General features: G+C 68.0%; 22 protein-coding genes. 10 read left to right on the top strand and 12 right to left on the bottom strand.

Features of this window, described 5'->3' with window-relative positions; translation table 11 throughout:
• Window positions 1–20: 20 nt before the first annotated feature.
• Window positions 21–3,038 (top strand): DNA polymerase III subunit gamma and tau, encoded by a 3,018-nt coding sequence (locus tag AC1DGI_RS01070; protein ID WP_476897434.1) that lies wholly within the window; start codon window positions 21–23, stop codon window positions 3,036–3,038.
• Between the two features lie 51 nt (window positions 3,039–3,089).
• Window positions 3,090–3,689: a recombination mediator RecR gene (recR, locus tag AC1DGI_RS01065; protein ID WP_441399389.1), complete on the top strand. Its 600-nt coding sequence runs from the start codon at window positions 3,090–3,092 to the stop codon at window positions 3,687–3,689.
• A gap of 11 nt (window positions 3,690–3,700) precedes the next feature.
• Here the strand turns inward: recR and AC1DGI_RS01060 are convergent, their stop codons facing one another.
• Window positions 3,701–4,849 (bottom strand): ABC transporter permease, encoded by a 1,149-nt coding sequence (locus tag AC1DGI_RS01060; RefSeq protein ID WP_476897433.1) that lies wholly within the window; start codon window positions 4,847–4,849, stop codon window positions 3,701–3,703.
• The gene (locus tag AC1DGI_RS01055; protein ID WP_476897432.1) at window positions 4,846–5,817 is read right to left on the bottom strand and encodes an ABC transporter ATP-binding protein; all 972 of its coding nucleotides are present in this window, start codon (window positions 5,815–5,817) and stop codon (window positions 4,846–4,848) included. Before AC1DGI_RS01055 ends, AC1DGI_RS01060 begins: the two co-directional genes overlap by 4 nt.
• A 209-nt stretch (window positions 5,818–6,026) precedes the next feature.
• Between AC1DGI_RS01055 and AC1DGI_RS01050 the strand changes: the two genes are divergently transcribed.
• Entirely contained in the window at window positions 6,027–7,385 is a 1,359-nt protein-coding gene (locus AC1DGI_RS01050; RefSeq protein ID WP_476897431.1) for an aspartate kinase, read from the top strand.
• A 100-nt stretch (window positions 7,386–7,485) separates the two neighbouring features.
• Here the strand turns inward: AC1DGI_RS01050 and AC1DGI_RS01045 are convergent, their stop codons facing one another.
• Entirely contained in the window at window positions 7,486–7,692 is a 207-nt protein-coding gene (locus tag AC1DGI_RS01045) for a hypothetical protein (RefSeq protein WP_441403491.1), read from the bottom strand.
• Window positions 7,693–7,889: 197 nt separating this feature from the next.
• Complete coding sequence (locus AC1DGI_RS01040; RefSeq protein WP_441403489.1) at window positions 7,890–8,114, bottom strand: hypothetical protein; 225 nt, start codon at window positions 8,112–8,114, stop codon at window positions 7,890–7,892.
• 81 nt (window positions 8,115–8,195) lie between these two features.
• Here AC1DGI_RS01040 and AC1DGI_RS01035 point away from each other — a divergent pair, with 81 nt between their 5' ends.
• The 4 genes from AC1DGI_RS01035 to AC1DGI_RS01020 all read left to right on the top strand — a co-directional run bounded on the left by AC1DGI_RS01035 (window position 8,196) and on the right by AC1DGI_RS01020 (window position 10,653).
• A complete protein-coding gene (locus AC1DGI_RS01035) occupies window positions 8,196–8,672 on the top strand; it encodes a MarR family winged helix-turn-helix transcriptional regulator (RefSeq protein WP_476897430.1) in 477 nt (158 codons plus the stop codon).
• Window positions 8,673–8,776: 104 nt separating this feature from the next.
• Window positions 8,777–9,331, top strand: coding sequence for an SSI family serine proteinase inhibitor (locus AC1DGI_RS01030; protein WP_476897429.1), 555 nt, complete (start codon window positions 8,777–8,779; stop codon window positions 9,329–9,331).
• Entirely contained in the window at window positions 9,300–10,280 is a 981-nt protein-coding gene (locus AC1DGI_RS01025) for a 3-methyladenine DNA glycosylase (RefSeq protein ID WP_476897428.1), read from the top strand. The genes AC1DGI_RS01030 and AC1DGI_RS01025 overlap by 32 nt, the downstream gene beginning before the upstream one ends.
• A complete protein-coding gene (locus AC1DGI_RS01020) occupies window positions 10,273–10,653 on the top strand; it encodes a serine protease inhibitor (RefSeq protein ID WP_441402832.1) in 381 nt (126 codons plus the stop codon). The genes AC1DGI_RS01025 and AC1DGI_RS01020 overlap by 8 nt, the downstream gene beginning before the upstream one ends.
• A 95-nt stretch (window positions 10,654–10,748) precedes the next feature.
• On the opposite strand, the gene AC1DGI_RS01015 is transcribed toward AC1DGI_RS01020, so the two are convergent.
• Both AC1DGI_RS01015 and AC1DGI_RS01010 read right to left on the bottom strand, forming a co-directional pair.
• Entirely contained in the window at window positions 10,749–14,126 is a 3,378-nt protein-coding gene (locus AC1DGI_RS01015) for a S8 family serine peptidase (protein ID WP_476897427.1), read from the bottom strand.
• A gap of 141 nt (window positions 14,127–14,267) precedes the next feature.
• The gene (locus AC1DGI_RS01010) at window positions 14,268–14,453 is read right to left on the bottom strand and encodes a hypothetical protein (RefSeq protein WP_441402533.1); all 186 of its coding nucleotides are present in this window, start codon (window positions 14,451–14,453) and stop codon (window positions 14,268–14,270) included.
• Window positions 14,454–14,671: 218 nt separating this feature from the next.
• On the opposite strand from AC1DGI_RS01010, the gene purS reads away from it, so the two are divergent.
• From purS to purL, 3 genes are read left to right on the top strand one after another with little or no spacing between them, the layout of a single operon-like run.
• Complete coding sequence (gene purS / locus AC1DGI_RS01005; protein ID WP_476897426.1) at window positions 14,672–14,923, top strand: phosphoribosylformylglycinamidine synthase subunit PurS; 252 nt, start codon at window positions 14,672–14,674, stop codon at window positions 14,921–14,923.
• A gap of 1 nt (window position 14,924) precedes the next feature.
• Window positions 14,925–15,695: a phosphoribosylformylglycinamidine synthase subunit PurQ gene (gene purQ / locus AC1DGI_RS01000; protein ID WP_476897425.1), complete on the top strand. Its 771-nt coding sequence runs from the start codon at window positions 14,925–14,927 to the stop codon at window positions 15,693–15,695.
• Window positions 15,692–18,025 (top strand): phosphoribosylformylglycinamidine synthase subunit PurL, encoded by a 2,334-nt coding sequence (purL, locus tag AC1DGI_RS00995; protein ID WP_476897424.1) that lies wholly within the window; start codon window positions 15,692–15,694, stop codon window positions 18,023–18,025. Before purQ ends, purL begins: the two co-directional genes overlap by 4 nt.
• 66 nt (window positions 18,026–18,091) lie before the next feature.
• Here the strand turns inward: purL and AC1DGI_RS00990 are convergent, their stop codons facing one another.
• The 6 genes from AC1DGI_RS00990 to AC1DGI_RS00965 form a co-directional block, all read right to left on the bottom strand.
• Entirely contained in the window at window positions 18,092–19,054 is a 963-nt protein-coding gene (locus tag AC1DGI_RS00990) for a hypothetical protein (RefSeq protein ID WP_476897423.1), read from the bottom strand.
• A 119-nt stretch (window positions 19,055–19,173) separates the two neighbouring features.
• On the bottom strand, window positions 19,174–19,467 hold the full coding sequence (locus tag AC1DGI_RS00985; RefSeq protein ID WP_476897422.1) for a DUF503 domain-containing protein: 294 nt from the start codon (window positions 19,465–19,467) through the stop codon (window positions 19,174–19,176).
• Between the two features lie 74 nt (window positions 19,468–19,541).
• Complete coding sequence (locus tag AC1DGI_RS00980) at window positions 19,542–19,859, bottom strand: putative quinol monooxygenase (RefSeq protein ID WP_476897421.1); 318 nt, start codon at window positions 19,857–19,859, stop codon at window positions 19,542–19,544.
• Window positions 19,860–19,919: 60 nt separating this feature from the next.
• Window positions 19,920–20,522, bottom strand: a complete 603-nt coding sequence (locus AC1DGI_RS00975) for a tetratricopeptide repeat protein (protein ID WP_441402215.1) — start codon at window positions 20,520–20,522, stop codon at window positions 19,920–19,922.
• 14 nt (window positions 20,523–20,536) lie between these two features.
• Window positions 20,537–21,085: a DUF1990 family protein gene (locus AC1DGI_RS00970; RefSeq protein ID WP_476897420.1), complete on the bottom strand. Its 549-nt coding sequence runs from the start codon at window positions 21,083–21,085 to the stop codon at window positions 20,537–20,539.
• Complete coding sequence (locus AC1DGI_RS00965) at window positions 21,082–21,495, bottom strand: MmcQ/YjbR family DNA-binding protein (RefSeq protein ID WP_476897419.1); 414 nt, start codon at window positions 21,493–21,495, stop codon at window positions 21,082–21,084. Before AC1DGI_RS00965 ends, AC1DGI_RS00970 begins: the two co-directional genes overlap by 4 nt.
• Window positions 21,496–21,694: the final 199 nt, after the last annotated feature.

Below are 21,694 nucleotides of genomic sequence, written 5' to 3'. Positions count from 1 at the left end.
CCGATTGGTAGGGTTTAGCTGTGACTGTTACTACCGCCCTTTACCGTAGATACCGCCCCGATTCGTTCGCGGATGTTATCGGGCAGGAACACGTCACGGAGCCGCTTATGACGGCGCTGCGGAAGAACCGCGTCAACCACGCCTACCTGTTTTCGGGCCCGCGGGGCTGCGGCAAAACGACGTCCGCCCGCATCTTGGCCCGCTGTCTGAACTGCGCCGAAGGCCCCACCGACACCCCTTGCGGCGTCTGCCCCAGCTGCGTCGAATTGGCGCGCGGCGGTTCCGGTTCCCTCGATGTGATCGAGATTGACGCGGCCAGTCACGGCGGGGTGGACGACGCCCGGGATCTACGCGAACGGGCCACCTACGCCCCGGTCCGTGACCGCTACAAGATCTTCATCATTGACGAAGCCCACATGGTCACCTCGGCTGGCTTCAACGCGCTGCTCAAGATCGTCGAAGAGCCGCCGGAACACATCAAGTTCATCTTCGCCACCACGGAGCCGGACAAGGTGATCGGCACCATCCGGTCCCGCACGCACCACTACCCCTTCCGGCTGGTACCGCCGGAACCCCTGATGGCCTACCTGGAGCTGCTCTGCCGGCAAGAGAACGTGCCCGTGGCACCCGGCGTGCTCTCGCTCGTGATCCGCGCCGGCGGCGGCTCGGTGCGCGACTCGCTCTCGGTCCTGGACCAGCTCATGGCCGGAGCCGGCCCGAACGGGCTGGACTACGAACTGGCCGTGGCCCTGCTTGGCTACACGCACGCCTCCCTGCTGGACGACGTCGTCGAAGCCGTTGCCGCCTCCGACGCGGCCACCGTGTTCCGCGCAGTGGACCGAGTAATCCAGACCGGCCACGACCCCCGGCGCTTCGTCGAGGACTTGCTGGAACGATTCCGGGACCTAATCATCGTGCAGGCCATGCCGGAAAGTGCCCAATCGATCCTTCGCGGAATGCCCGCGGACCAGATCGCGCGGATGCAAAACCAGGCACACAACCTCGGCGCTGCCGAACTGTCCCGCGCGGCGGATGTCACCAACACCGCGCTCACCGAGATGACCGGTGCGACGTCGCCGCGGCTGCACTTGGAACTGCTCTGTGCCCGGATTTTGCTGCCCAGCTCCGAACAGACCGAACGCGGAATCGCCGCCCGCATCGACCGCGTGGAGCGGCGCCTGAATTACGGCGGGAACGACGTCGGAGCCCCCGCTGCGGCGCCCGCAACGGCAGCATCAGCGACGGTTGCAGCGCCCGCGGCCGCTCCGGTAACAGCCACGGCGCCGGAAGCCACCCGACCGGCCGACACCGCGGTCCGGGCGGGGTCCGCGGGTACCGGCGTCCCGGCGGCGGGCCCCGCGCCCGCACCTGCCGCGCAGGAACCACAGCAGGACCGGCCGCCGCTGACGCCGCCGCGGGTCAGCACCAACGACTGGCCGGTGGAAGAATCCACATCCGCGAACGGCGCCTCACGAACCGACCCCGTCTCGGCCCTCGCCGCCGCTTCGACGATGCGGCCGGCCCCTGCGGACGAGCCGAACCGGGCAGGCCGCCCGGAGCAGGCACCGGCTGAGCGCCCGGCAGCCAGCGTCCCCCCAACGACGCCTGCCCCGGCTGCAGGACCCGACGTCGAGGTCCTGCGCCGGGCCTGGCCCGAGATCCTGCAGACCCTGACCAAAATCAAGCGCAGCACCTGGGCGCTGGTCGAACCCAACGCGCAGGTCGGTCACTTCGAAGGCCAGGTCCTGACCCTGTCCTTCAGCACGTCCGGACTGGCCGGTGCCTTTGGCCGCGCGGATCACGCGGAGAATCTGCGTCAGGCGATCCACAAGACCATCGGCATCGATTGCCAGATCACCGCCGTGGCCGGCGGCGCCAACAGCCCAGCGAGCTCTGAGCCAAACCCAAAAGCGCCCGCTAGCCGGGAGGCCCCGGCCAGCTCGGCGGATGTCGCATGGGGTCTGGCGCCGGCGGGGACAACGCCCGCACCGGAATCCGCGTCCACGTCCGTAACCGATGCCGGAAACAGTGCCGAAAACGGTGTCGCAGAGGGCCCCGGGATTGGCACGGCGGCGCCTGCGGCTGTGCCCGCTGCGGCACCCGTATCGTCGGGCGGCGAGTCTGTCACGGCCGCGGCCCCGGCCGTTCCGCGGACCGGCCCTTCAGGCGGACCGTCAGCCGAAGCGTCTACCGGCCACGCTACCGATGCCAGCGGTTCATACTCCTACCCGGACGACGACTGGGGTCCCGCGAGAGATGAAGACGCGCCGCCCCTGGACGAAGAGCCGCCGATGGACTGGGACCCCTCAGCCCCGGCACCCGTCCGGGCAGCCGCCGAAGCAGCGCCAGCACCCGCGCGGACTGCTTCACGCCCGCGTTCGGGCGCCGGCTCAACCAACACCGCAGCCAACGCCGCATCGTGGCCCTCCGTCACAGCACCGCCCGCCGCGGACGACGTCGCGGACCCATGGGCACGCGCCGTCGAGCAGTCCCCCGGGGTCTGGAGCGTCGGCACCGAACTGAACGTGGGCCGACACGCCTCCCCGGAGCCTGCGCCGCGCAGCCCCGAACCGGAACCGGAGCCGCCCCACTACGAGCCGGCCGCTGCCCAGATCCCCGAGCAGGTCGCCGCCTTCCAGGCCGCATCCGGTTCCGGGAACGCCGTTTCCGTGGACGCCGGCAGGCCCGTGCCACAGCTCGTCCCGGCCGGCGCCGGGGCCGCCTTCGCCCCGGCCACGGCCACCCCAGCAGTGACGGCTGCCCCGGTCGTTGCCCCGGCTGGTGCCCCGTCCGGCTCCGGACGGCAGAGTCTCTACCAGCGCCTGTCCAACAGCCCCGAGGCTGAGGCCGGACGCGCCAAGGCACCCGCGCGCGCCGCCGTTGCCGTCACGAGCTACGAACAGGACATCCCCAGCGCCGACGACGAAACGATCGAGGAATCGGGCGTATTCGGCCGCGCCGCCGTCGAGCGTATTCTGGGCGGGAAGCTGCTCGAAGAGCGCTCCCTGGACGGAAGCCCGCTGGCGCCGCGCTTCTAGCCATTTCGGCGGCCATGCCGGTTGCCGGTCCCCCAAACGAACGAGGAAAACGTGTACGAAGGTGCAGTCCAGGAGCTGATCGACGAGCTTGGACGCCTTCCCGGTGTAGGTCCCAAGTCCGCCCAACGTCTTGCCTTCCACATTCTGGAGGCCGACCCGCAGGACATGAAGCGTCTTGTCGAGGCGATCACCACCGTCAAGGAGCGGGTGAAGTTCTGCACAGTCTGCGGCAACGTCACCGAACAGGAATTGTGCAACATCTGCCGGGACCCGCGACGCGACCCGTCCGTCATCTGCGTCGTGGAGGAATCCAAGGACGTCCTGGCGGTGGAGCGCACCCGCTCCTTCCGAGGCCGGTACCACGTGCTCGGCGGCGCCATCAACCCGATTGCCGGGATCGGGCCGGAGCAACTGCGGATCCGCGAGCTCCTGACCCGGCTCAACGACGGTGCCATCCAGGAAATCATCATCGCCACCGACCCCAACCTCGAGGGTGAGGCCACGGCCACGTACCTCGCACGGATGCTCAAGTCGATCGGCATCGCCGTCACCCGGCTCGCCTCCGGCCTGCCGGTGGGCGGAGACCTCGAATACGCGGACGAGGTCACCCTCGGCCGCGCCTTCGAAGGCCGCCGCAACGCGCTGACCTGATCCCCGGCCGGTTAGGCGACGCGCGTCCCCCGCGCAAGGCGATGCGCCGGGGTGCGCAAGGCGCGCCAGCCCAACCACATCAGCAGCCCCGCCAGCAGCAACTGCAGCCCAAGCCCCAGCGGCCACAGCGGGGTGGACTGCGCGAGGTACCGCGGCTGGGTCTCCCCGTTGGCGCAGGGGTATGTGCCGTCAGGACCCGCCATCGCATAGCGGGCACCTTGGCTGATGGTCTCAATGGCCCCCACCGGCGACCTGCCGTAGCTGCTGGTCCGTGCCGGATACGGGATGGCATCGGCGACGACGATGTAGGGGTTCATTGCCAACATCCAGGCCACCCGTTCGGTGTGCACGGCCGGCTGTTCCCGCATTGGTCCTGCACACGTGTACTCCGGCTCCAGCGGCATAGTTTGGTCAGGGGCGGGTCCCTGGGCGGTGTAGCCGCGGTACTGGGCCTGGCTGGCCATGATGGTGCCCTGCGCGAGTCCAGTGCCCAGTCCAAAGGAAATCAGCGTCCCGAACACCAGCCCGGCCACCGCCAGGTAGGTGACCACAATGGAAAACAGCGGCCGGCCGGCGAGCGCAGAAATTCCGACGCCGAAGGCAGAGACCACGCCCAGCTCCACAGCCAGCATCAACAGGGCCACCACCACATAGCCCGGCGTCATCCCGCCGAGGGTCACTCCGATCGCCAGGAATGGCGTACTGGTGACCAGGAATGCCAGTGCGGCCGCCCAGGCCGCGAAGAACTTGCCCCAGAGGATTTGCCCCGGACGGAGCAGAGTCACCTGAAGGATGGCCAGGGTGCCTCCCGCGCGGTCGCCATTGATGGCGTTGGCGGACAGTGCAGGCGCCACTAGCAGCGCGAAAAGAAGGACGAAGGCCAGGACGACCTCGAAGATCATGGACCCGGGCCCGCCGGTATCCGCGGGGGCGATGCCGGAGTAGGCCCTCTGGGCCTGGCGCTGGGCGTTCCAGCTGGCCCACGTGAGCCAAGTAACCAGGCCGGTCAGGATGAACCAGATCGTCAGCATGATGTACCAGCCGCGGGACCGGAGCCGCTGCTTCAGTTCCAGGACCACCACGTCCCGGACTCCCGCTAGGTAACCGGCACCCACGCCTGGCCCGGACGGACGCTGCGGTCTGACTGTCAGCTGACTCATCTCCGCTCCCCCTCAAGGTTCATGTAAGTCTCTTCCAGGGCGCCGGCTGCCGGGGCGAAGGACCTGACCCCAACCCCGGCCAACACCAGGTCGCGCAGGAGACTGGCGGCGTCGTCGTCGTTCAACAACCGCAGGCTGACCGCCGGCCTCCGGCCGTCCTCGATCCGGAAGGCCAGACCCAACTCGGTGAGCTTGGCTGCGAGCCCGGCACCGTCGGCGGCTGAGATTGCGTAGCGCCGCCCGGAAGCGGCCGCCTCCTCCGTGGTCTGTTGCCGGACCGTCCGTCCGTGGTTCACAAACACCGCGGCGTCGGCAATCTCGTCCAGCTCACTGAGGACATGGGAAGAGACCACGATGGCTTTCCCATGGGCCGCCAGTTGGCGCAGCATGACGCGCAACGCCACCCGCGATCCCGGGTCCAGCCCGGACGCCGGCTCGTCAAGGAGCAGAACGGACGGATCATGGATCAGGGCGCGCGCCAGGCTGAGCCGCTGCTGCTGCCCCCGTGACAGCACCCGGGCCGGCTGGTCCGCCAGCTCACCCAGCCGGACCAGGTCCAGCATCTCGGTGACGCGCTGGCCAGTTCCGGCCTTGGGCAGCTGGTAGAAGCGGGCCATTTGGGTAAGGATTTCCCGGGCCGTCAGGGACTCCCAGAGGCCCAGGGTGTCCGGCATCCAGCCGATGCGCCTACGGACCTCGAAGCTATGCTGCCGCGGATCAATCCCTTCCACCAGGATGGTGCCGGAGTCCGGCGCCAGGAGCGAGGCCAGCATCAGCAGCAGTGTGGTCTTGCCGGCTCCGTTGGGCCCGATCAGCGCGGTCACTTTGCCCGCCGGAGCGTCAAGGTCCATATGCTCGACGGCGTGCACCTGCCCGAAGCTGCGGCTCACCGCCCTGGCGCTGATGCCGTCGATGCCAACACCGTGCGGCCGGTCCGGCACAGCCGTTTCGTCTTGATTTTCTGTCATATCCCGCGCACCTGTCCCCCAAGCCCGTTGCATGCATACTGACCAACCGAGCCTACGCGGCGGCCCTGCGCTCGGTATCCGCCTAAAGGCTGAGATTCGGTCACAATTCAACGCCGGGCACCCGGCGGCGATAAACTTGGCTCAGAAGTCGCCGTCGCGCCGTTTGGTTGCTTGGCCCAGAACCCCGATGATCCAGTGAGGGTGCGCGCATGAGTTTGCCCACTACCGAAGTCCACCCCGGACCGCAGCCGCAGGAGCTGCCGGCGGTTCCGGCCGCCACCAAGCATCTGGTGGTGAAGAAGTTCGGCGGTTCCTCCGTGTCGGACGCGGAAGGCATCAAGCGGGTCGCCCGGCGCGTCGTCGACGCCCACAACGCGGGCGACGAGGTCGTCGTCGTGGTGTCGGCCATGGGCGACACCACCGATGAACTCCTGGACCTTGCCGCCCAGGTGACCGACTCCGCCCCGGCCCGGGAAATGGACATGCTCCTTTCCGCCGGGGAGCGTATCTCCATGGCCCTGCTCGCGATGGCGATCAACAAGTACGGCGCCTCGGCCCAGTCCTTCACCGGATCCCAGGCCGGCATGATCACCGACGGCATCCACGGCAAGGCCCGGATCATCGACGTCGACCCGCACCGGATCCGCACCGCGCTGGACAAGGGGCACATCGCGATTGTCGCGGGCTTCCAGGGCATGAGCCGCGTCACGCACGAGATCACCACGCTGGGCCGCGGCGGTTCGGACACGACGGCGGTGGCGCTGGCCGCCGCCCTTGAGGCCGACGTCTGCGAGATCTACACGGATGTCGACGGGATCTACACCGCGGACCCGCGAGTGGTCCCGTCCGCCCGGAAGATCGACCGCATCTCCAGTGAGGAGATGCTGGAACTCGCGGCCTCCGGCGCCAAGATCCTGCACCTGCGCTGCGTGGAATATGCGCGCCGCTTCGGGATGCCGCTGCACGTCCGGTCCTCATTCAGCCAGAACGAAGGCACCTGGGTCCTGCCCAGCGCCGATGACAAGATCACGATTCAAGAGGGAGTTGCCTTGGAGCAGCCAATCATCTCCGGCGTTGCACACGACCGTTCCGAAGCCAAGGTCACGGTGGTCGGCGTTCCGGACATCCCCGGCAAGGCTGCAGCCATCTTCCGGGTGATCGCCGACGCGCATTCCAACATCGACATGATCGTCCAGAACGTCTCCACCCACGGCACCGGCCGGACGGACATCTCCTTCACCCTGCCGATCGTCGAAGGGGCCGACGCCCTCGACGCCCTCCGCGCCGCCCAGGCCGAAATCGGCTTCGAAAACATCGAGTACAACGAAAAGATCGGCAAGCTGTCGCTGATCGGCGCCGGAATGCGCTCCCACCCGGGCGTCTCGGCACGGTTCTTCGCCGCGCTCTCCGAGGCCGGAATCAACATCAACATGATCTCCACCTCGGAAATCCGCATCTCGGTGGTAACCCACGCCGACCTGCTCGACGATGCAGTGCGCGCCATCCACAAGGCGTTCGACCTGGACAGCGACGACGAGGCCACAGTCTACGGCGGCACCGGCCGCTAGACGGCGGGCCGGTGGCCACCACACCGCCCGCGGACGCCACACCAAAGGGAGCAGCAAACTGCTGCTCCCTTTTCGGTTTCGCCTCCGGGCGCGGGTCGGGTCAGACCTGTTCCTTCGGGAGGTCTTCCCGGCGGACGGCGTAGTGATGCCCCTGAGAGTCCGTCTCCACCTCGAAGTCTGCGAGGTCGGTCTCCGAGGCTTGCTCATAATCATCGTGCGAGTGCACGACCGGCGAGGTGTAGTCCCCCCGCGAGGCGGGGCCAAAGAGGAACCATGCCCAGTTCGACGGGTGCAGGCGCTGCCTCAGTGCAGCCTTCCTCAGTGCGTATGCCACATTTCCACCCCCTTCCCGCTGACAGATCAGACGGAACAGACGTGGCGCGGGCCGCGCCAGTGACCCAATTTTACGCCCGACGGCGGCAAAAGGCTCGGGCGGGAGACCGGAAGACGGAGACCGGACCCTGAACGTGGGCAGGCGGGGCGCTGCCGGGCCGAGGGGCCGGGCTAGCGCAGGGATTTGTCGTCGGGGTTCCGCGGCACTACGTAAGTGCTGCCGTCCGGCCGGTGGAGGGTCTCCCACTGCTGTGCCTCGGCCTCCCGCTGTGCCAGCAGCTGGCGGTTCTGCTCCGTCATCTCATGACCCAGCGAACTGCGGTTGGCAGGCCCGATGATCGCCCGCAGTTTCCCGGTCGCACGCATGAACCGCTGGGCGGCGTTCTCCTTGGCCATCGCTACCTATCTCCTTCGAAGCTGTCGTGCCACCAGTGTACGCTAATCATTAGTGCACTAACTATTACTAAGGAGGGCCAGATGCCCGACGCCGCCGGAACCGTCCCCGTGGACGAGGACCTTCTGCTGGAACATCAGCTCTGCTTCGCCCTGACCGTCGCATCCCGCAGCGTCGTGGGGGCCTACAAGCCGGTGCTCGACGCGCTCGGGCTCACCCACCCGCAGTATCTGGTGATGCTGTGCCTATGGGAGTCGAGCCCCCGCTCCGTCCGTGACATCAGCGACGCCCTGGCCCAGGAACCGGCCACCATATCGCCGCTGCTCCGGCGGCTCGAAGCGGCAGGCCACATCAGCAGGCAGCGGGCCGAGGGCGATGAGCGCAGCCTCGCCGTACGCCTGACCCCCAGCGGCGCAGCGCTGCGGCAGCAGGCCACGGCGGTCCCCGGCATCATGATGGCCCGGCTTGGCCTGACCCGCGAAGAGGTCGGCGAACTGCACACCTCGATGATGCGGCTTATCGCCGCCACCCGGTCAGCCGGGGCCGGAACGGTGGCTTAGGACCCGCACCCAGCCAACCCGAGTCCGTCCCAACTCCCGCCCCGCCCACCGTTCCAGGTCCGCGCCGCGGCGCTAGAATTGGGTGACACCAAGGAGAACCGCCAATGCGCAAGACCCTGTTCCCCGCCCTGTTCGTCCTGCTGGCGGCGGCCGGCCTGACCGCCTGCTCGCCCGGCGGCTCCGGCCAAGGCGCCCCCACCGGGTCGGGCACAGCGTCGGCCAGCGCCCCTGCCTCGGGCACTCCGTCCGCCGACGCCGAAACCACCTCCCCGGCACCATCGCCGTCGGCCACAGCCCCCGCTGTCGGCCCCGGTCAGGGCAACGCCGAGTTGGCCATCATGATCAAGCCCTCCGCCAGCGGCCAGGCCGTCAATTACACGCTGGTCTGCCAGAACGGGGTTCCGGCCGCGGAAAGCCAGCACCCGACCGCGGCGGCGGCCTGCACCGCACTGAAGGGTAACGCCGCGCTCCTGAGCCCCGCACCGCGCACCGCGGACAAGGTGTGCACCCAGCAGTACGGCGGCCCGCAAGAGGCCACCGTCACTGGCTCCGTGGACGGCACGGCCGTCGAGGCAAAATTCAGCCTGCGGGACGGCTGCGAAATCGCCCTGTGGACGGCCGCCAAGGATGTCCTGGGATCAACCGGCGGGGCTGTCTAAACTGTTGCATCTCCCGCAGGACGACTGGCTGCCGCGCGAAGACGCCCACCGGCAGCGCGTCCGGACCTATTCTGATCCCTACCTCGCCCGGAGGTCGGCCGGCCGAAAGCACCCGGTGGAGGATTTCCTCTTCACCTACTACACGCAAAAGCCGGGCCAGCTGCTGCGCTGGCACCCGGGCGCCGGCGTCGTACTGTCCGGCCCGGCGGCAGCATCCCGCACCGGCTGGAAGTATTACCGCGCCCCCGACTCCGCCGAACGCGCCGCAGCGGGATTGGCGCCTGGCACGGATGCCGTGACGGTCGACGTCGAACGGTTCCTCGACGAACGGCGCGACGCCGTGCAGTTCGCCGGCGTCATCCTCGCGGGGACCCTGGCCCGGCCCGCGCAGTTTGGCTGTTTCGGGCTGCACGAATGGGCGATGGTCTACCGGCAGGACAAGTTCGAGCTGCGGCACGAGTACCTGAAGCTGCGGCTCGGTTCCGAGCGGACCGACCGGGTGGTCGAGGAGAACCGGATCCGCTGCTCGCATTTCGACGCGTTCCGCTTCTACACCCCGGACGCGGCGCCGCTGAACAGCCTGCAGCCAAGCCGCGAGAACCAGCGGACCATGGAGCAGCCCGGCTGCCTGCACGCGAACATGGACCTCTACAAGTGGGCCTACAAACTTTCCCCAGCGCTGCCCGGGGAGCTGGTCATGGACTGCTTCGAGCTGTCCTGGCAGATCCGCGCGATGGACATGCGCGCCTCCCCCTACGAGCTGAGTGAGTGGGGTTACCCGCCCATCCGGATCGAGACGCCGGACGGCAAGGCCGAATACGTGGAGCAGCAGCGGACCTTCGCCGCCGCCTCACAGGAACTGCGCCAACGGCTGCTCCGCGAACTCACCCCGCTGCTCACGGCCGCGGGCGCCGCCACTCCCCCGCCCCAAGAAGGACGCCATGACTGACCCGACCGGAACAAGCGACCCGCACGACGTCGACCTCTCGATCCGGCTGACCGAGGCGCCCGGCGCCGCCGAGTTCAGCTTCCGCCTGGTCGCCGACGGCGGCACGGCCGCACCCGGCTCGACCCTGCCGGACCCTGCCGCCGCGCTGGAGTCCCTCCGGCAACACGGCGAGGAAGTCTTCTTCCCGCAGCCCGGACCGCCGAAGCTGTGCACCCAGCAGTACGGCGGCCCGCAGGTAGCCGTGGTCACGGGCCGCTATCTGGGCCGGGAAGTCCACAGCGAGTTCAGCCGCACCGACGGCTGCCAGATCGCGCGCTGGCGGGCCATGGCGCCTCTGCTGGGCGGCACCACGGGCGCCACGGGCGCCGTCTGAGGCGCGGGCAGAGCAGGGCCTGGCCTCAGGGGTCCCGGGGTTAAACGGCAATGGCCGGCGGTTGGACCGCCGGCCATTGCTGTTCTCATGTGCTGCTAGATGGCGTTGTTAGGGCCGTCCGCGGGATCCTGCGGAACCACCTTGGCCTGTTCCTTCTTGACCTTGGCGCCCTTCTCCAACTGTGCGGCGTCGCCGCTACCCTCCTCATCCCCGGGGCCGGCGTTGCTCGCCGGGTCCTCGGACGTGGGGGCCACGACGGTGGTGCCCGCGGGGCTCACCATGACAGTGACGAAGGTCGGCTCGCTGGCCCCGGCAAAGGTGATCCGGCCGATGTAGGAGCCGGCCGCGAGGCCCGTCCAGTTCAGCGTGACCTTACCGGCCTTGCCGTTGGTCAGCTTCAGCGGGTTCGGCGACAGCGAGGCGTTGCCCACGTTGGCGCCGAGTACCGCCGCCTCGACGGAGGCCTTGGTCGCCTTGCCACCCGGGCTGGAGTACAGGTTCGCGTAGATGGTGTACGTGCCTGCGGCCGGATTCGGAATCGACAAGGTCTCGCTCGAGGACGATGTCGCCACCTGCTCGACACCGCGCGGGGTGACGACGTACATGTCGAAGTCCGCGCCCGGGTCGGAGGAGATGACCGAGAACTTCGCCAGCGGCACCCCGGCCGGAACGTTGACGGTCTTAATGAACGTCGAGGCGTCGGCCTCGGCGGTGAACGGACCCGGGACCAGTTCGACGGCGGTCGCGTCGGCCTTGGAAAGGCCGTCCAGCATCATGTTGGTGCGGTCGTTGGTGCCGGAGACGACCTTGATGTCACCGGAGCCGGTAGCCGAACTGGTGGTAAGCGTGACATCCTTTGGCGCCACAACGGACTGCGGACGGACGGAGACCGGCGAGGTTACGGTCTTGCCGGCACCCTCCCAGGTCAGCGAACCCATCGCGAACTTACCCAACGCCGCACCCTGGTTTTCAAAGGTGACCTTGAAGGTTCGCTGCTCGCCCGCTGCCTTGAAGTTCAGAGCGGCCGGAGCCACGCTGACCTTGATGCCCGGGACATTCGCCGAGACCTTGTAGACGCCCGGGGTCAAGGCGGTCACCGTACGGGTGACCTCGATCTTGCCGGTGAGGTTGCCCAGCGAGAAGGACGGAACGTTCATGTCCCTGGCCTTGGTGCTGGTCGGCTGCTTCATGTCCACGCCGGTGCCCTGGATGAACTTCTTGTAATCGCTGAGGTCGGCGTCGTAGACCAGACCCGGATCCACCATGCGGGCCGGATCGACCTCGCCCGCGCCAGTGGCGTGGACGTCGGTGTCCTTGGACCCGTCGGCGAGCTTGACCTCGGACGCGGTCGTCATCATGGCGGACTTCACCATGGCCGGCGACCAGCCCGGGTTCTTACCCAGCAGCAGCGCGCCGAAGCCGGCAACGTGCGGTGCGGCCATGGAGGTGCCGGACATGAAGCCGAACTTGGCTCCGTCCGAGCCGATCGGCGATACGCCGGCGAGAACAGCAACACCGGGGGCAGCGACGTCGGGCTTCAACAGGTCCGAGTCGGTGGCGAGCAGCGGGCCCCGCGAGGAGAAGCCGGCCATCTGCGGCTGGGCCTCCAGCGGAAGCCCCGTGGTGTCCTTGTTGACCAGGGAAACCTTGATGGCCGGGGTGGCCGTCACTTTGTCCTTGATGGTCTGGCTCGCGGGCGGGTTCACGTGGACGGTGGGGACCGCGTGCTGATCGGTGTCCAGCGAAGAGTTGCTGAGGTTCACCAGGATCATGCCGACGCCGCCGCCGCGGGAGACTTCGGCGCTCTTGGCAACGCGGTCAACAACGCCGCGGTCACAGACGACAACCTTGCCGGCGACCTTCGCAGGGTCGAGCGTGCCGGGGCCGCACAGGGCGGGGGACGACGGCGCGTTGGCGGCCGCCGCATTGGCGGCCAGCACGACGCCGGCATCCTTGACCTCGCGGTTCATGATGCTGGCGCCGCGGAACTTGGAGCCGTCGGAGAATTCGACAGTGCCCTGGAGTTCCTGGGAGAAGCTGGTGGCGGCCACCGTGGTGACCCACGGTGCGCCGTGGTTCACGGTGCTGGCGGTGGGGCCGGAGTTGCCGGCTGAGGCCGCAACGAAGATGCCCGTCGCGGCGGCGTTCAGGAACGCCATCGAGACCGGGTCGACCACGGACGTTGCGGACCCGGAGATCGAGTAGTTCAGGACGTCCACGCCGTCCGCGATGGCCTGCTCCACGGCCGCGACCGAGGAGGAGCTGTAGCAGCCGCCGGTGTTGGGATCGTTGTCTTCCCAGCAGACCTTGTACACGGAGAGCTTCGCGGCCGGTGCGATGCCGCTGGTCAGGCCGAAGCTCCGGCCATCCACGAACGTCTCGACGTTGGCATTGCCAGCGGAGGTGCTGGCCGTGTGGGTGCCGTGGCTGACGACGTCGACCGGGGAGAGCCGTTCCTGGGGGGCGCGGGCGCCGGCGGGAACGTAGCGCAGGAAGTCATCGGCGAAGTAGTGCGCGCTCAGGACCTTGGAGTTGCAGGCGGAGCCGTCGAAGTCAGCGCCGGTGCCCACGCCCTTCTGGCACTCGCCGGTGAAGGTTTCCCCGTCGGCCTTCAGCATCGAAACCTTGCCGTCGGCCGTCCGGTAGGGAACGCCGACGACGGGCTGGCCCACCAGCGGCTTCACCGCCTCACCGGCGAAGAAGGCGCTGTCCGGGGTGTAGCCGGTGTCGATGACACCGACCACGACGCCCTTGCCGGCCGCGTCCTGGCCGCCGAACTTGGTGTTCCAGGTGCCGTTGGCCCCGCTGAGCTTGAGGAAATCGGTGCTGGAGTAGTCCGGGGCGTTTTCCGTGTCGGGGGCAACCACCAGGACGCTCGGGTCCTTGGCCAGCTTGATGGCCTGGTCCGTGGTGAGCGAGGCGCTGAAGCCATTCACGGCGGAGGAGTACCGCCGCTGGATCTGGACGTTCTGCTGCGCGGCAACGTCGGACTGCTTCTTCTCTAGATGCGCCCGGTAATTCTTGACCTCGTCCTTGTTGACGTCCAGTTTCTTGCCCTTAGCAGGCTTCGTGGCGGGCAGTCCGTCCGTGGAGCCCTCGTAGGTGGCCGCCGGCTGCTCGGCGAGGAGGACGATGTAGCGGCCCTCCGGGTAGCTGGCGGGGTCCAGATTCTTCTGTGCGATTCCGGCGACAGTGGAACCTTGGGCCGGTGCCGCGGTGGCGGGCGAGATGGCGACAGTTGAGAGGAGAACCGGCAAGCCCAGGGTCAGTGCCACGACCCTCCGGAGTCCCCCGCTTCGAAGGAAGCTCTTTCCTGGTGATTTCACGAGTGGTTTGAACCTTTCAGAAGGAACGGTCCCGGCGCCGTTGCCGGGTACGACGGCGGGAACGGGTGCGGGAACAGGAGTCGACTCTCGCGCCACGGCGGATACCAGCCGAGTCATACAGTACAGACTGAGAGCCAGATATGACATAGGACACAGGCAACTAATCGGAATTTGTCACACGGCGCGACAAGAAGCGGCAGGCGGCGGGCACAGCTGAGCCGGGACGGCTGGGCCGCCCCGGCAAGAAGGGGTAACTACTGAGGGGTTTAGGCGCCCAGAACCGGCGGCCTACTGCCGGGGTGTGCGGACGACCTCGCTGATCCAGGCGCGCGTCTTGTCGTCGAGGGGTGCGGCCACGTTGCTCGACCGGGCCGCACGGTCGGCCTTGATCTTCTGCAGCACCATCCGGCCGAGGCCGGCGAAGACGGCGGCGGCGACCACGGGAAGCAGCACGGATCTGGATTTCTCAGCCATGCGGACATCCTACTGAGCGCGCTCTCCGGAGACCATAGCCCGCCCCGGGGTCACGAATGCACCCCGGTGCACGGCGCCCGGTAGAATGGGGGTGCAAGCTCGCGGAGCGCCCGTTCCATGTTGTTTAAACACCGTTGTCCTCATCACACAGCAGACCGGCGTGAGACGGCATCACTCCGCTGCGCCCTTACCCAATGCTCACGCACAGGAGTTGCCGGATGCCCCGGATCGTTATCGACGTCATGCCCAAGCCCGAGATTCTCGACCCGCAGGGGAAGGCCATCGTGGGTGCGCTGCCCCGCCTGGGCTTCACCGCGTTCAGTTCTGTCCGCCAGGGCAAGCGCTTCGAACTGACCGTCGACGGCGAGGTGACCGAGGAGATCCTGGCCCAGGCCCGCAACGCCGCCGAGACCCTGCTCTCCAACCCAGTCATCGAGGACGTCGTTAACGTCGAGGTCGTCGAGGCCTGAGATGACTGAACTCCCCCTGATCGGCGGGGCCTCCCCCCTCGCCGCAGATGCACCCGGTGCCCGCAAGCTCGCCGGTGCCCGGATCGGCGTCGTCACCTTCCCCGGCACTCTGGACGACCGCGACGCCGTCCGGGCCATCCGCCTGTCCGGCGCCACCCCGGTGGCGCTCTGGCATGCGGACACCACCCTCGGTGACGTCGACGCCGTCGTCGTTCCCGGCGGTTTTTCCTACGGTGACTACCTCCGCGCCGGCGCCATCTCCCGCTTCGCTCCGCTGATGTCCAAGATCATCGACGCCGCCAATTCCGATGCCAGGTTGCCCGTGCTGGGCATCTGCAACGGCTTTCAGATCCTCACCGAGTCGCACCTTTTGCCCGGCTCCATGATCAAGAACGACCACCTGAAGTTCCTCTGCCGGGACCAGGTCCTGCGGGTCGAGAACAACACCACCGACTGGACCCGGGACTACGCCGCCGGCCAGGAAATCACCGTGCCGCTGAAGAACCAGGACGGCCAGTACATCGCGGACGAGAAGACCCTCGACGCCCTGGAAGCGGAGGGCCTCGTGGTGTTCCGCTACGTCGGCTGGAACCCGAACGGCTCCCGGCGCGACATCGCCGGCATCTCCAACGCCGCCGGTAACGTCGTGGGCCTCATGCCGCACCCCGAGCACGCCGTCGAGTCCGGCTTCGGCCCAGAAGCGGGCCCCGGAACGGAAGGCCTCGGTTTCTTCACCTCTGTCCTGAACAAGATCGTGGGAGACAACAAATGACGGAGACACCCGCAGTGGCGGCGCCCGCGGAGACCGCCAAGAAGTTCAACATCGACACGGTGGAAAACGCGGCCGCGACCCCGGACACCGAGCTTCCCTGGGCCGAGCTGGGCCTGAAGCGGAACGAGTTCGACGAGGTCGTCAAGGTCCTGGGCCGGCGCCCGACCGGCGCCGAGCTCGCCATGTACTCCGTGATGTGGAGCGAGCACTGCTCCTACAAGTCCTCCAAGAACCACCTGCGCCAGTTCGGCGAGAAGGTGACCGAGGAGATGAAGAAGGACATGCTCGTGGGCATCGGCGAAAACGCCGGCGTCACCAACCTGGGCGACGGCTGGGCCGTGACGTTCAAGATCGAGTCGCACAATTCGCCGTCGTACGTTGAGCCGTACCAGGGCGCCGCGACCGGCATCGGCGGCATTGTCCGCGACATCATCTCGATGGGCGCCCGGCCCGTGGCTGTGATGGATCCGCTGCGGTTCGGCGCCATCGACCACCCGGACACCGCCCGCGTCATGCACGGCGCCGTCGCCGGCATCGGTGGCTACGGCAACTCCCTGGGCCTGCCGAACATCGGCGGCGAAATGGTCTTCGACTCCGTTTACCAGGGCAACCCGCTGGTCAACGCCCTCGCCGTCGGCGTCATGCGGCACGAGGACATCCGCCTCGCCAACGCCTCCGGCAAGGGCAACAAGGTCGTGCTCTTCGGCGCCCGCACCGGCGGCGACGGGATCGGCGGCGCCTCCGTGCTGGCCTCGGAGTCCTTCGACAGCACCAAACCGTCCAAGCGCCCCGCCGTCCAGGTGGGCGACCCCTTCGCCGAGAAGGTCCTGATCGAATGCTGCCTCGAGCTATTCAAGGGCTCCCTGGTTGAGGGCATCCAGGACCTCGGCGCGGCGGGTATTTCCTGCGCCACCTCCGAACTGGCGTCGAACGGTGACGGCGGCATGCAGGTTGAGCTGACCTCGGTCCTGCTGCGCGACCCGACGCTGACGCCGGGCGAGATCCTGATGTCCGAGTCGCAGGAACGCATGATGGCCGTTGTCACACCGGAGAATGTTGCCGCGTTCGAGACCGTCATGGACAAGTGGGCCGTCGAGTACTCCTGGCTGGGCGAGGTGACCGACACCGGCCGCCTGATCATCACCTGGGACGGCGACGTGATTGTCGACGTCGACCCCCGGACCGTGGCCCACGACGGCCCGGTCTACGACCGCCCGTACGCGCGCCCGGAATGGCAGGATTCCCTCCAGGCCGACACCTTCACCGGGTCGGTCCAGGATGCGGGCCGTCCGTCCGCCCCGGCGGAACTGGCCGCCGCCGTCACCGAGCTCGTGGCGTCGCCGAACATGTGCAGCAAGGCCTGGATCACCAACCAGTACGACCGCTACGTCGGCGGCAACACGGCCATGGCGTTCCCGGACGACGCCGGCGTGGTCCGGGTGGACGAGGAAACCGGACTCGGCGTGGCCCTGGCGACCGACGCCAACGGACGCTACACCTACCTCGACCCGTACCACGGCGCGCAGCTGGCCCTCGCCGAGGCGTACCGCAACGTGGCCACCTCCGGCGCCGTGCCGATGGCCGTCAGCGACTGCCTGAACTTCGGCTCCCCGGAGGATCCCGACGTCATGTGGCAGCTCGCCGAAGCCATCCGCGGCCTGTCCGACGCCTGCATGGTCCTCGGCATCCCGGTCACCGGCGGCAACGTCTCGCTCTACAACCAGACCGGCAGCGTTCCGATCCACCCCTCCCCGGTCGTCGCGGTGCTGGGCAAGTTCGATGACGTCGCGCGCCGGACGCCGTCGGGCTGGAAGGAAGACGGCCAGGCCATCTACCTGCTCGGCACGACCGCGGCGGAACTGGACGGTTCGGAATGGTCCAAACTGCGCGGGCACCTGGGTGGGCTGCCGCCGAACGTGGACCTCGCCGCTGAACGGGAACTCGGTGAGATCCTGATCAACGCCTCCCGCGACGGCATGGTGGACTCCGCGCACGATCTCTCCGAAGGCGGCCTCGCGGCGGCCCTCGTGGAATCCGCGCTGCGCTACGGCGTCGGTGCCCGGATTGCCCTCCAGGACGTGCTGGACCGTGACGGCGTGGACCTGTTCACCGCACTGTTCTCCGAGTCCCAGGCCCGCGCGATCGTGGCGGTGCCGCGCTCGGAGGAAATCCGGTTCAAGGACATGTGCACCGCCCGCGGCTTCGCCCACGTCCGGATCGGCGTCGTGGATGCCGAGAGCGGCACGCTGGAAATCAACGGCGTGGACACGATGAACCTGGACGCCCTCCGCGAGGCGCACGAAGGGACCCTGCCGAGGTACTTCGGCTAGCTTTCCCTGCACCCCCACCACCATCGACTGCTCCGTAGCAGCCCTTTTGACCCCTCAAAACGGCAGTTACGGAGCAGTCGATGTGGTCTTCCGGGACGGGCGCCAGCCGGCCTGGACCAGGGCGGCTCGGACCTTGGCCACCGCAGCCTTGGCGTCATCGTGCATGTGGCGCTTGGAAATCCGGACCTCGGCCCAGCCCAGCGCCTCGTACCGCTCCGAACGGGCGATGTCCCGGACGATCTGTCCCTCGTCGCCGTGGTGCTCGCCCTCGTATTCGACGCCGACCCGGTATTTCCGGTAGGACAGGTCGGGTTCATGGTGCCGGGTACCGGCGTCGTCGATGATCGGCACGTTCAGTTCCGGTTCGGGAAGGCCGGCGCGGACCAAGGCAAGCCTCAGCAAAGACTCCTGCGGCGAATCCGAGCCAACCCGAATGAGTCGAATGGCCTCCCTCGCCCTGCGGATTCCACGCTTGCCTTTGTGTCTGTCGATCATCCGCTGCAGATCCTCGAGGCCGCATAACGGCGTGTCCTTGCCCTCGAGTTCGAACCGCGGCACGCGGACGCAGCTGTCGCCGACCACCACGAGCTCGTCCACGCTCAACATTTCGGCCAGATCGAGCCAGGTTCTCTCGGGGGTGGTGACGGGGATTCCGTTCAGGACGGTGATCTCGTCGTCGTAGAGCTTCATCCGGTGGACGATGATGTGCGGCCGGTTGAGATGGGCTGCGCCTTCTGGCCTGATCACGTGGTACATCTGCGGTCCCTCCGTCTGCCGCCGCGCCGGGAGCGAACCAAGCTCCGCCGCGGTGAGGTGCGACGCGGCGCATCGCTCATTGACCTCAATGAAAGGCCGCACTCTCACGCCCAAGGGAAGGTCCGCAGTCGTGCCAGCGGACCGGATCCCCTTCCCCAGCGATGCCAGGGAGCGGTGGCGGAGCCGCTTGAGCGACACCCCGGCCGCCGCGGCCTCGGCAATGGTGAAGGGGCGTTCCCGGAAATTGGCGGGCAACGGGCGCGCGGTTTTCATGGCCTCATCAGACCAGAATGGCGCAAAGGCCGCAGAACTTATCCACACCCCCAATCCGTTGCTCCATAAGCGCCGTTATGGCCCCTGAAAAGGGCGTTTACGGAGCAATCGACGGGGGGTCAGTCGTCGCTGCGGAGTTCGCGCTGGCGGGCGCTGAGCAGCTCCAGTTCCGGCCGCGCGGCTACGAAGCGTTCGACGGCGGTGAGCACGTCGACGAGGTGGGACCGGTCCGCGGCGACGAGCCCGGCTCCGATCACCGTGCGGCGGTACTGGTCGTGGTACTCGGCCTCCGTCACGGACACGTCGAAGCGGCGCCTGAGCTCGGCCAATACCGGCCGCACCACCGAGCGCTTCTCCTTCAGGCTGTGCACATCGTCGAGCAGGACATCGAGTTCGATCCAGCCGATCCACATGGATTAAGCGTAGCGATTGCTCCGTTGGCGCCCTTTTGAGGACTCAAAAGGGCGCCAACGGAGCAATCGATGCGTCAGATGGTGAGTTCGCCCATCCGGTCCCAGCCCTCGCCGTCGAGCTGGCGGCTGATGATCCGGGGCGTCTCCAGCAGTGCCTGCGGCATGTCGGCCATGGCCTGCTTGAAGTGGCTGCTGTTGACGTGGTCCCCTGCGGCGTCGTCCTTGAAGGCCTCGACCAGGACGAACTCATTGGGGTCTTCCACGCTGCGGGACCAGTCGAACCACAGGTTGCCCGGTTCCTGCCGGGTGGCGCGGGTGAAGTCCTCCACCAGGCCGAGCCAGCGCTCGGACCAGTCGGGCTTGACCTTGAATTTAACGACGATGAAGATCACGGGGGCGCCTTTCGGTGGGGTGCATCGGGTCCTCCATTCTTGCAGTCTGGGGGCAGCGGCTCAGCAGTCGTTGATGGCTGCCCGCGCGAGTTCCTGTTGCCGCGGCGTGCCGACGCGTTCCGCCCATTGCTCGGCAAGCTGGAACTCGACCATGGCCTCGGCGCATCGTCCCGCTTCGTGCAGGGTCCAGCCCAGGTTGTTGTGCAGCGACACCATCCACCGCTTGGTCCGGAGGTCATGCACCGTGGACGCGTATTCCAGGGCGCTGCGGGTCCAAGTCTCGGCGTGCGCCGGGTCGGCGATGGCCAGCATGTGCAGGGCGTCCACGGCCAGGAATTCCTCGCTGAGGTGGTCGGCGAGTTCCGCGGCCTGTTCAAACAGCGGGACCGCCATTTCGGCGTGGCCGCTGGAGTTCAGCACCCGGCCGCGCTCCAGCAGCACCCGTACCGCCACCGTGGGTTCGTCGCCGTCGATCGAGTCAAGCAGGGCATCCGCTTCCTCGTACCGGCCCTGCAGTCCGATGGACCGGCCCAGCTGGGTGGCCAGCTCCGCGCGTTCGTCGGCGTCGTAGGCCGCATCCGTGATTGCCGCACGGAACCGGGTTTCGGAGAGGGCCGGGTCGTCAAAGTCCCACAGTTGGTCAAGGGTCTGTTGGTTCAGCATTTACCTGCTCCTGCTCAGTTCACGCCTGCGGCCAGTTCTTGTGCACTCCTAACGTATCGGGAAGTGACCAGCCGGCGCGCCCGGGCGGTGACGGCACTGCCGGCCGCGTAGAACCAGTTGGCCGGACCGCCGAAGGCCGTGACCGTGATCAGCACCAAGCCCTGCGCGTCGAGGGAGATTTCGAAGGCCTCCTCGCCGCGGACCGGGTGCCCGGGCAGTGTCCCGTAGCCAAAACCGGCGGACTGCGGTCCGCCGCCGGGGACTGGCCGGCGGACCCACACCACCTCGCAGGGCGCGTTGATCCGGAAGGGGCCGACGCCGAAGCCGCTCACCACACGCGTCCCGGGGAGCACGACGTCGGACTCCGCCCGGACGCGCAGCCCCGCCCGCTTGTGCAGTTGCCAGGTCAGCAGCCCCTGCACCGCGCGGCGGTAGGCTGCCTCGCCGTCGCCCAGGTAGGCCTGGGTGACGAGGCAGTCGCTGCCCGCGGGCGGCACGCCGTCCTCGGTGGCTCCGATCCCCGCGTAGTTCAGTTCGCCGCCGGCGATCCGGGGCGCTGTCATGGCCGGGCCTCCCCGCGGGCGAGCCGGGCCCAGCCCAGCTGCTCCTGCTGCCGGCGACTCAGGGTGGCAACCACAAGGTCGTAGGAGTCCTCCACCAGGTCGCCGATCATGGAGTCGGGCAGGGCTCCGTCCAGCCGGACCCCGTTCCAGTGCTTCTTGTTCAAGTGCCAGGCGCCGGTGATCTCCGGGTGCGCCGCCCGGAGCTGTTCGGCGAGGGCGGGTTCGCATTTGAGGCTCACCGCGAAGTCGTCCGGGTTCAACGCGGAGAGGGCGAACATCTTGGCTTCGTGCCGGGTCCCGCCGGGCACCGCGGAGCGGACCTTGAAAACCGCGGTTTCCGGCCCGAACGGGTAGTCCTCAAAGGCGCCGGGGAATGCCAGGCAGATACCGCGGAGTGCTGCTGCGTCCATGCCACGAGCCTATCGGCTGCCGCCTACCCGGCAGGGCGGACATCGCCGATGCTGTGCAGTCCTTCCGGGGTGGCGCGGCGTCACAGAGCCAGATCTCTTAGCCGCTCGGGATGGTTACCCGACGAATCTTGCACACGCACCGCGGTTTGAGAAGCCGCACGTCACACGCCGTAAAGCGACGAAACCGGGCTCAATATTG

The sequence above is a fragment of the Arthrobacter sp. 05N428_2 genome, assembly GCF_056397065.1.
This window is presented reverse-complemented; position numbering and strand designations above follow the sequence as displayed.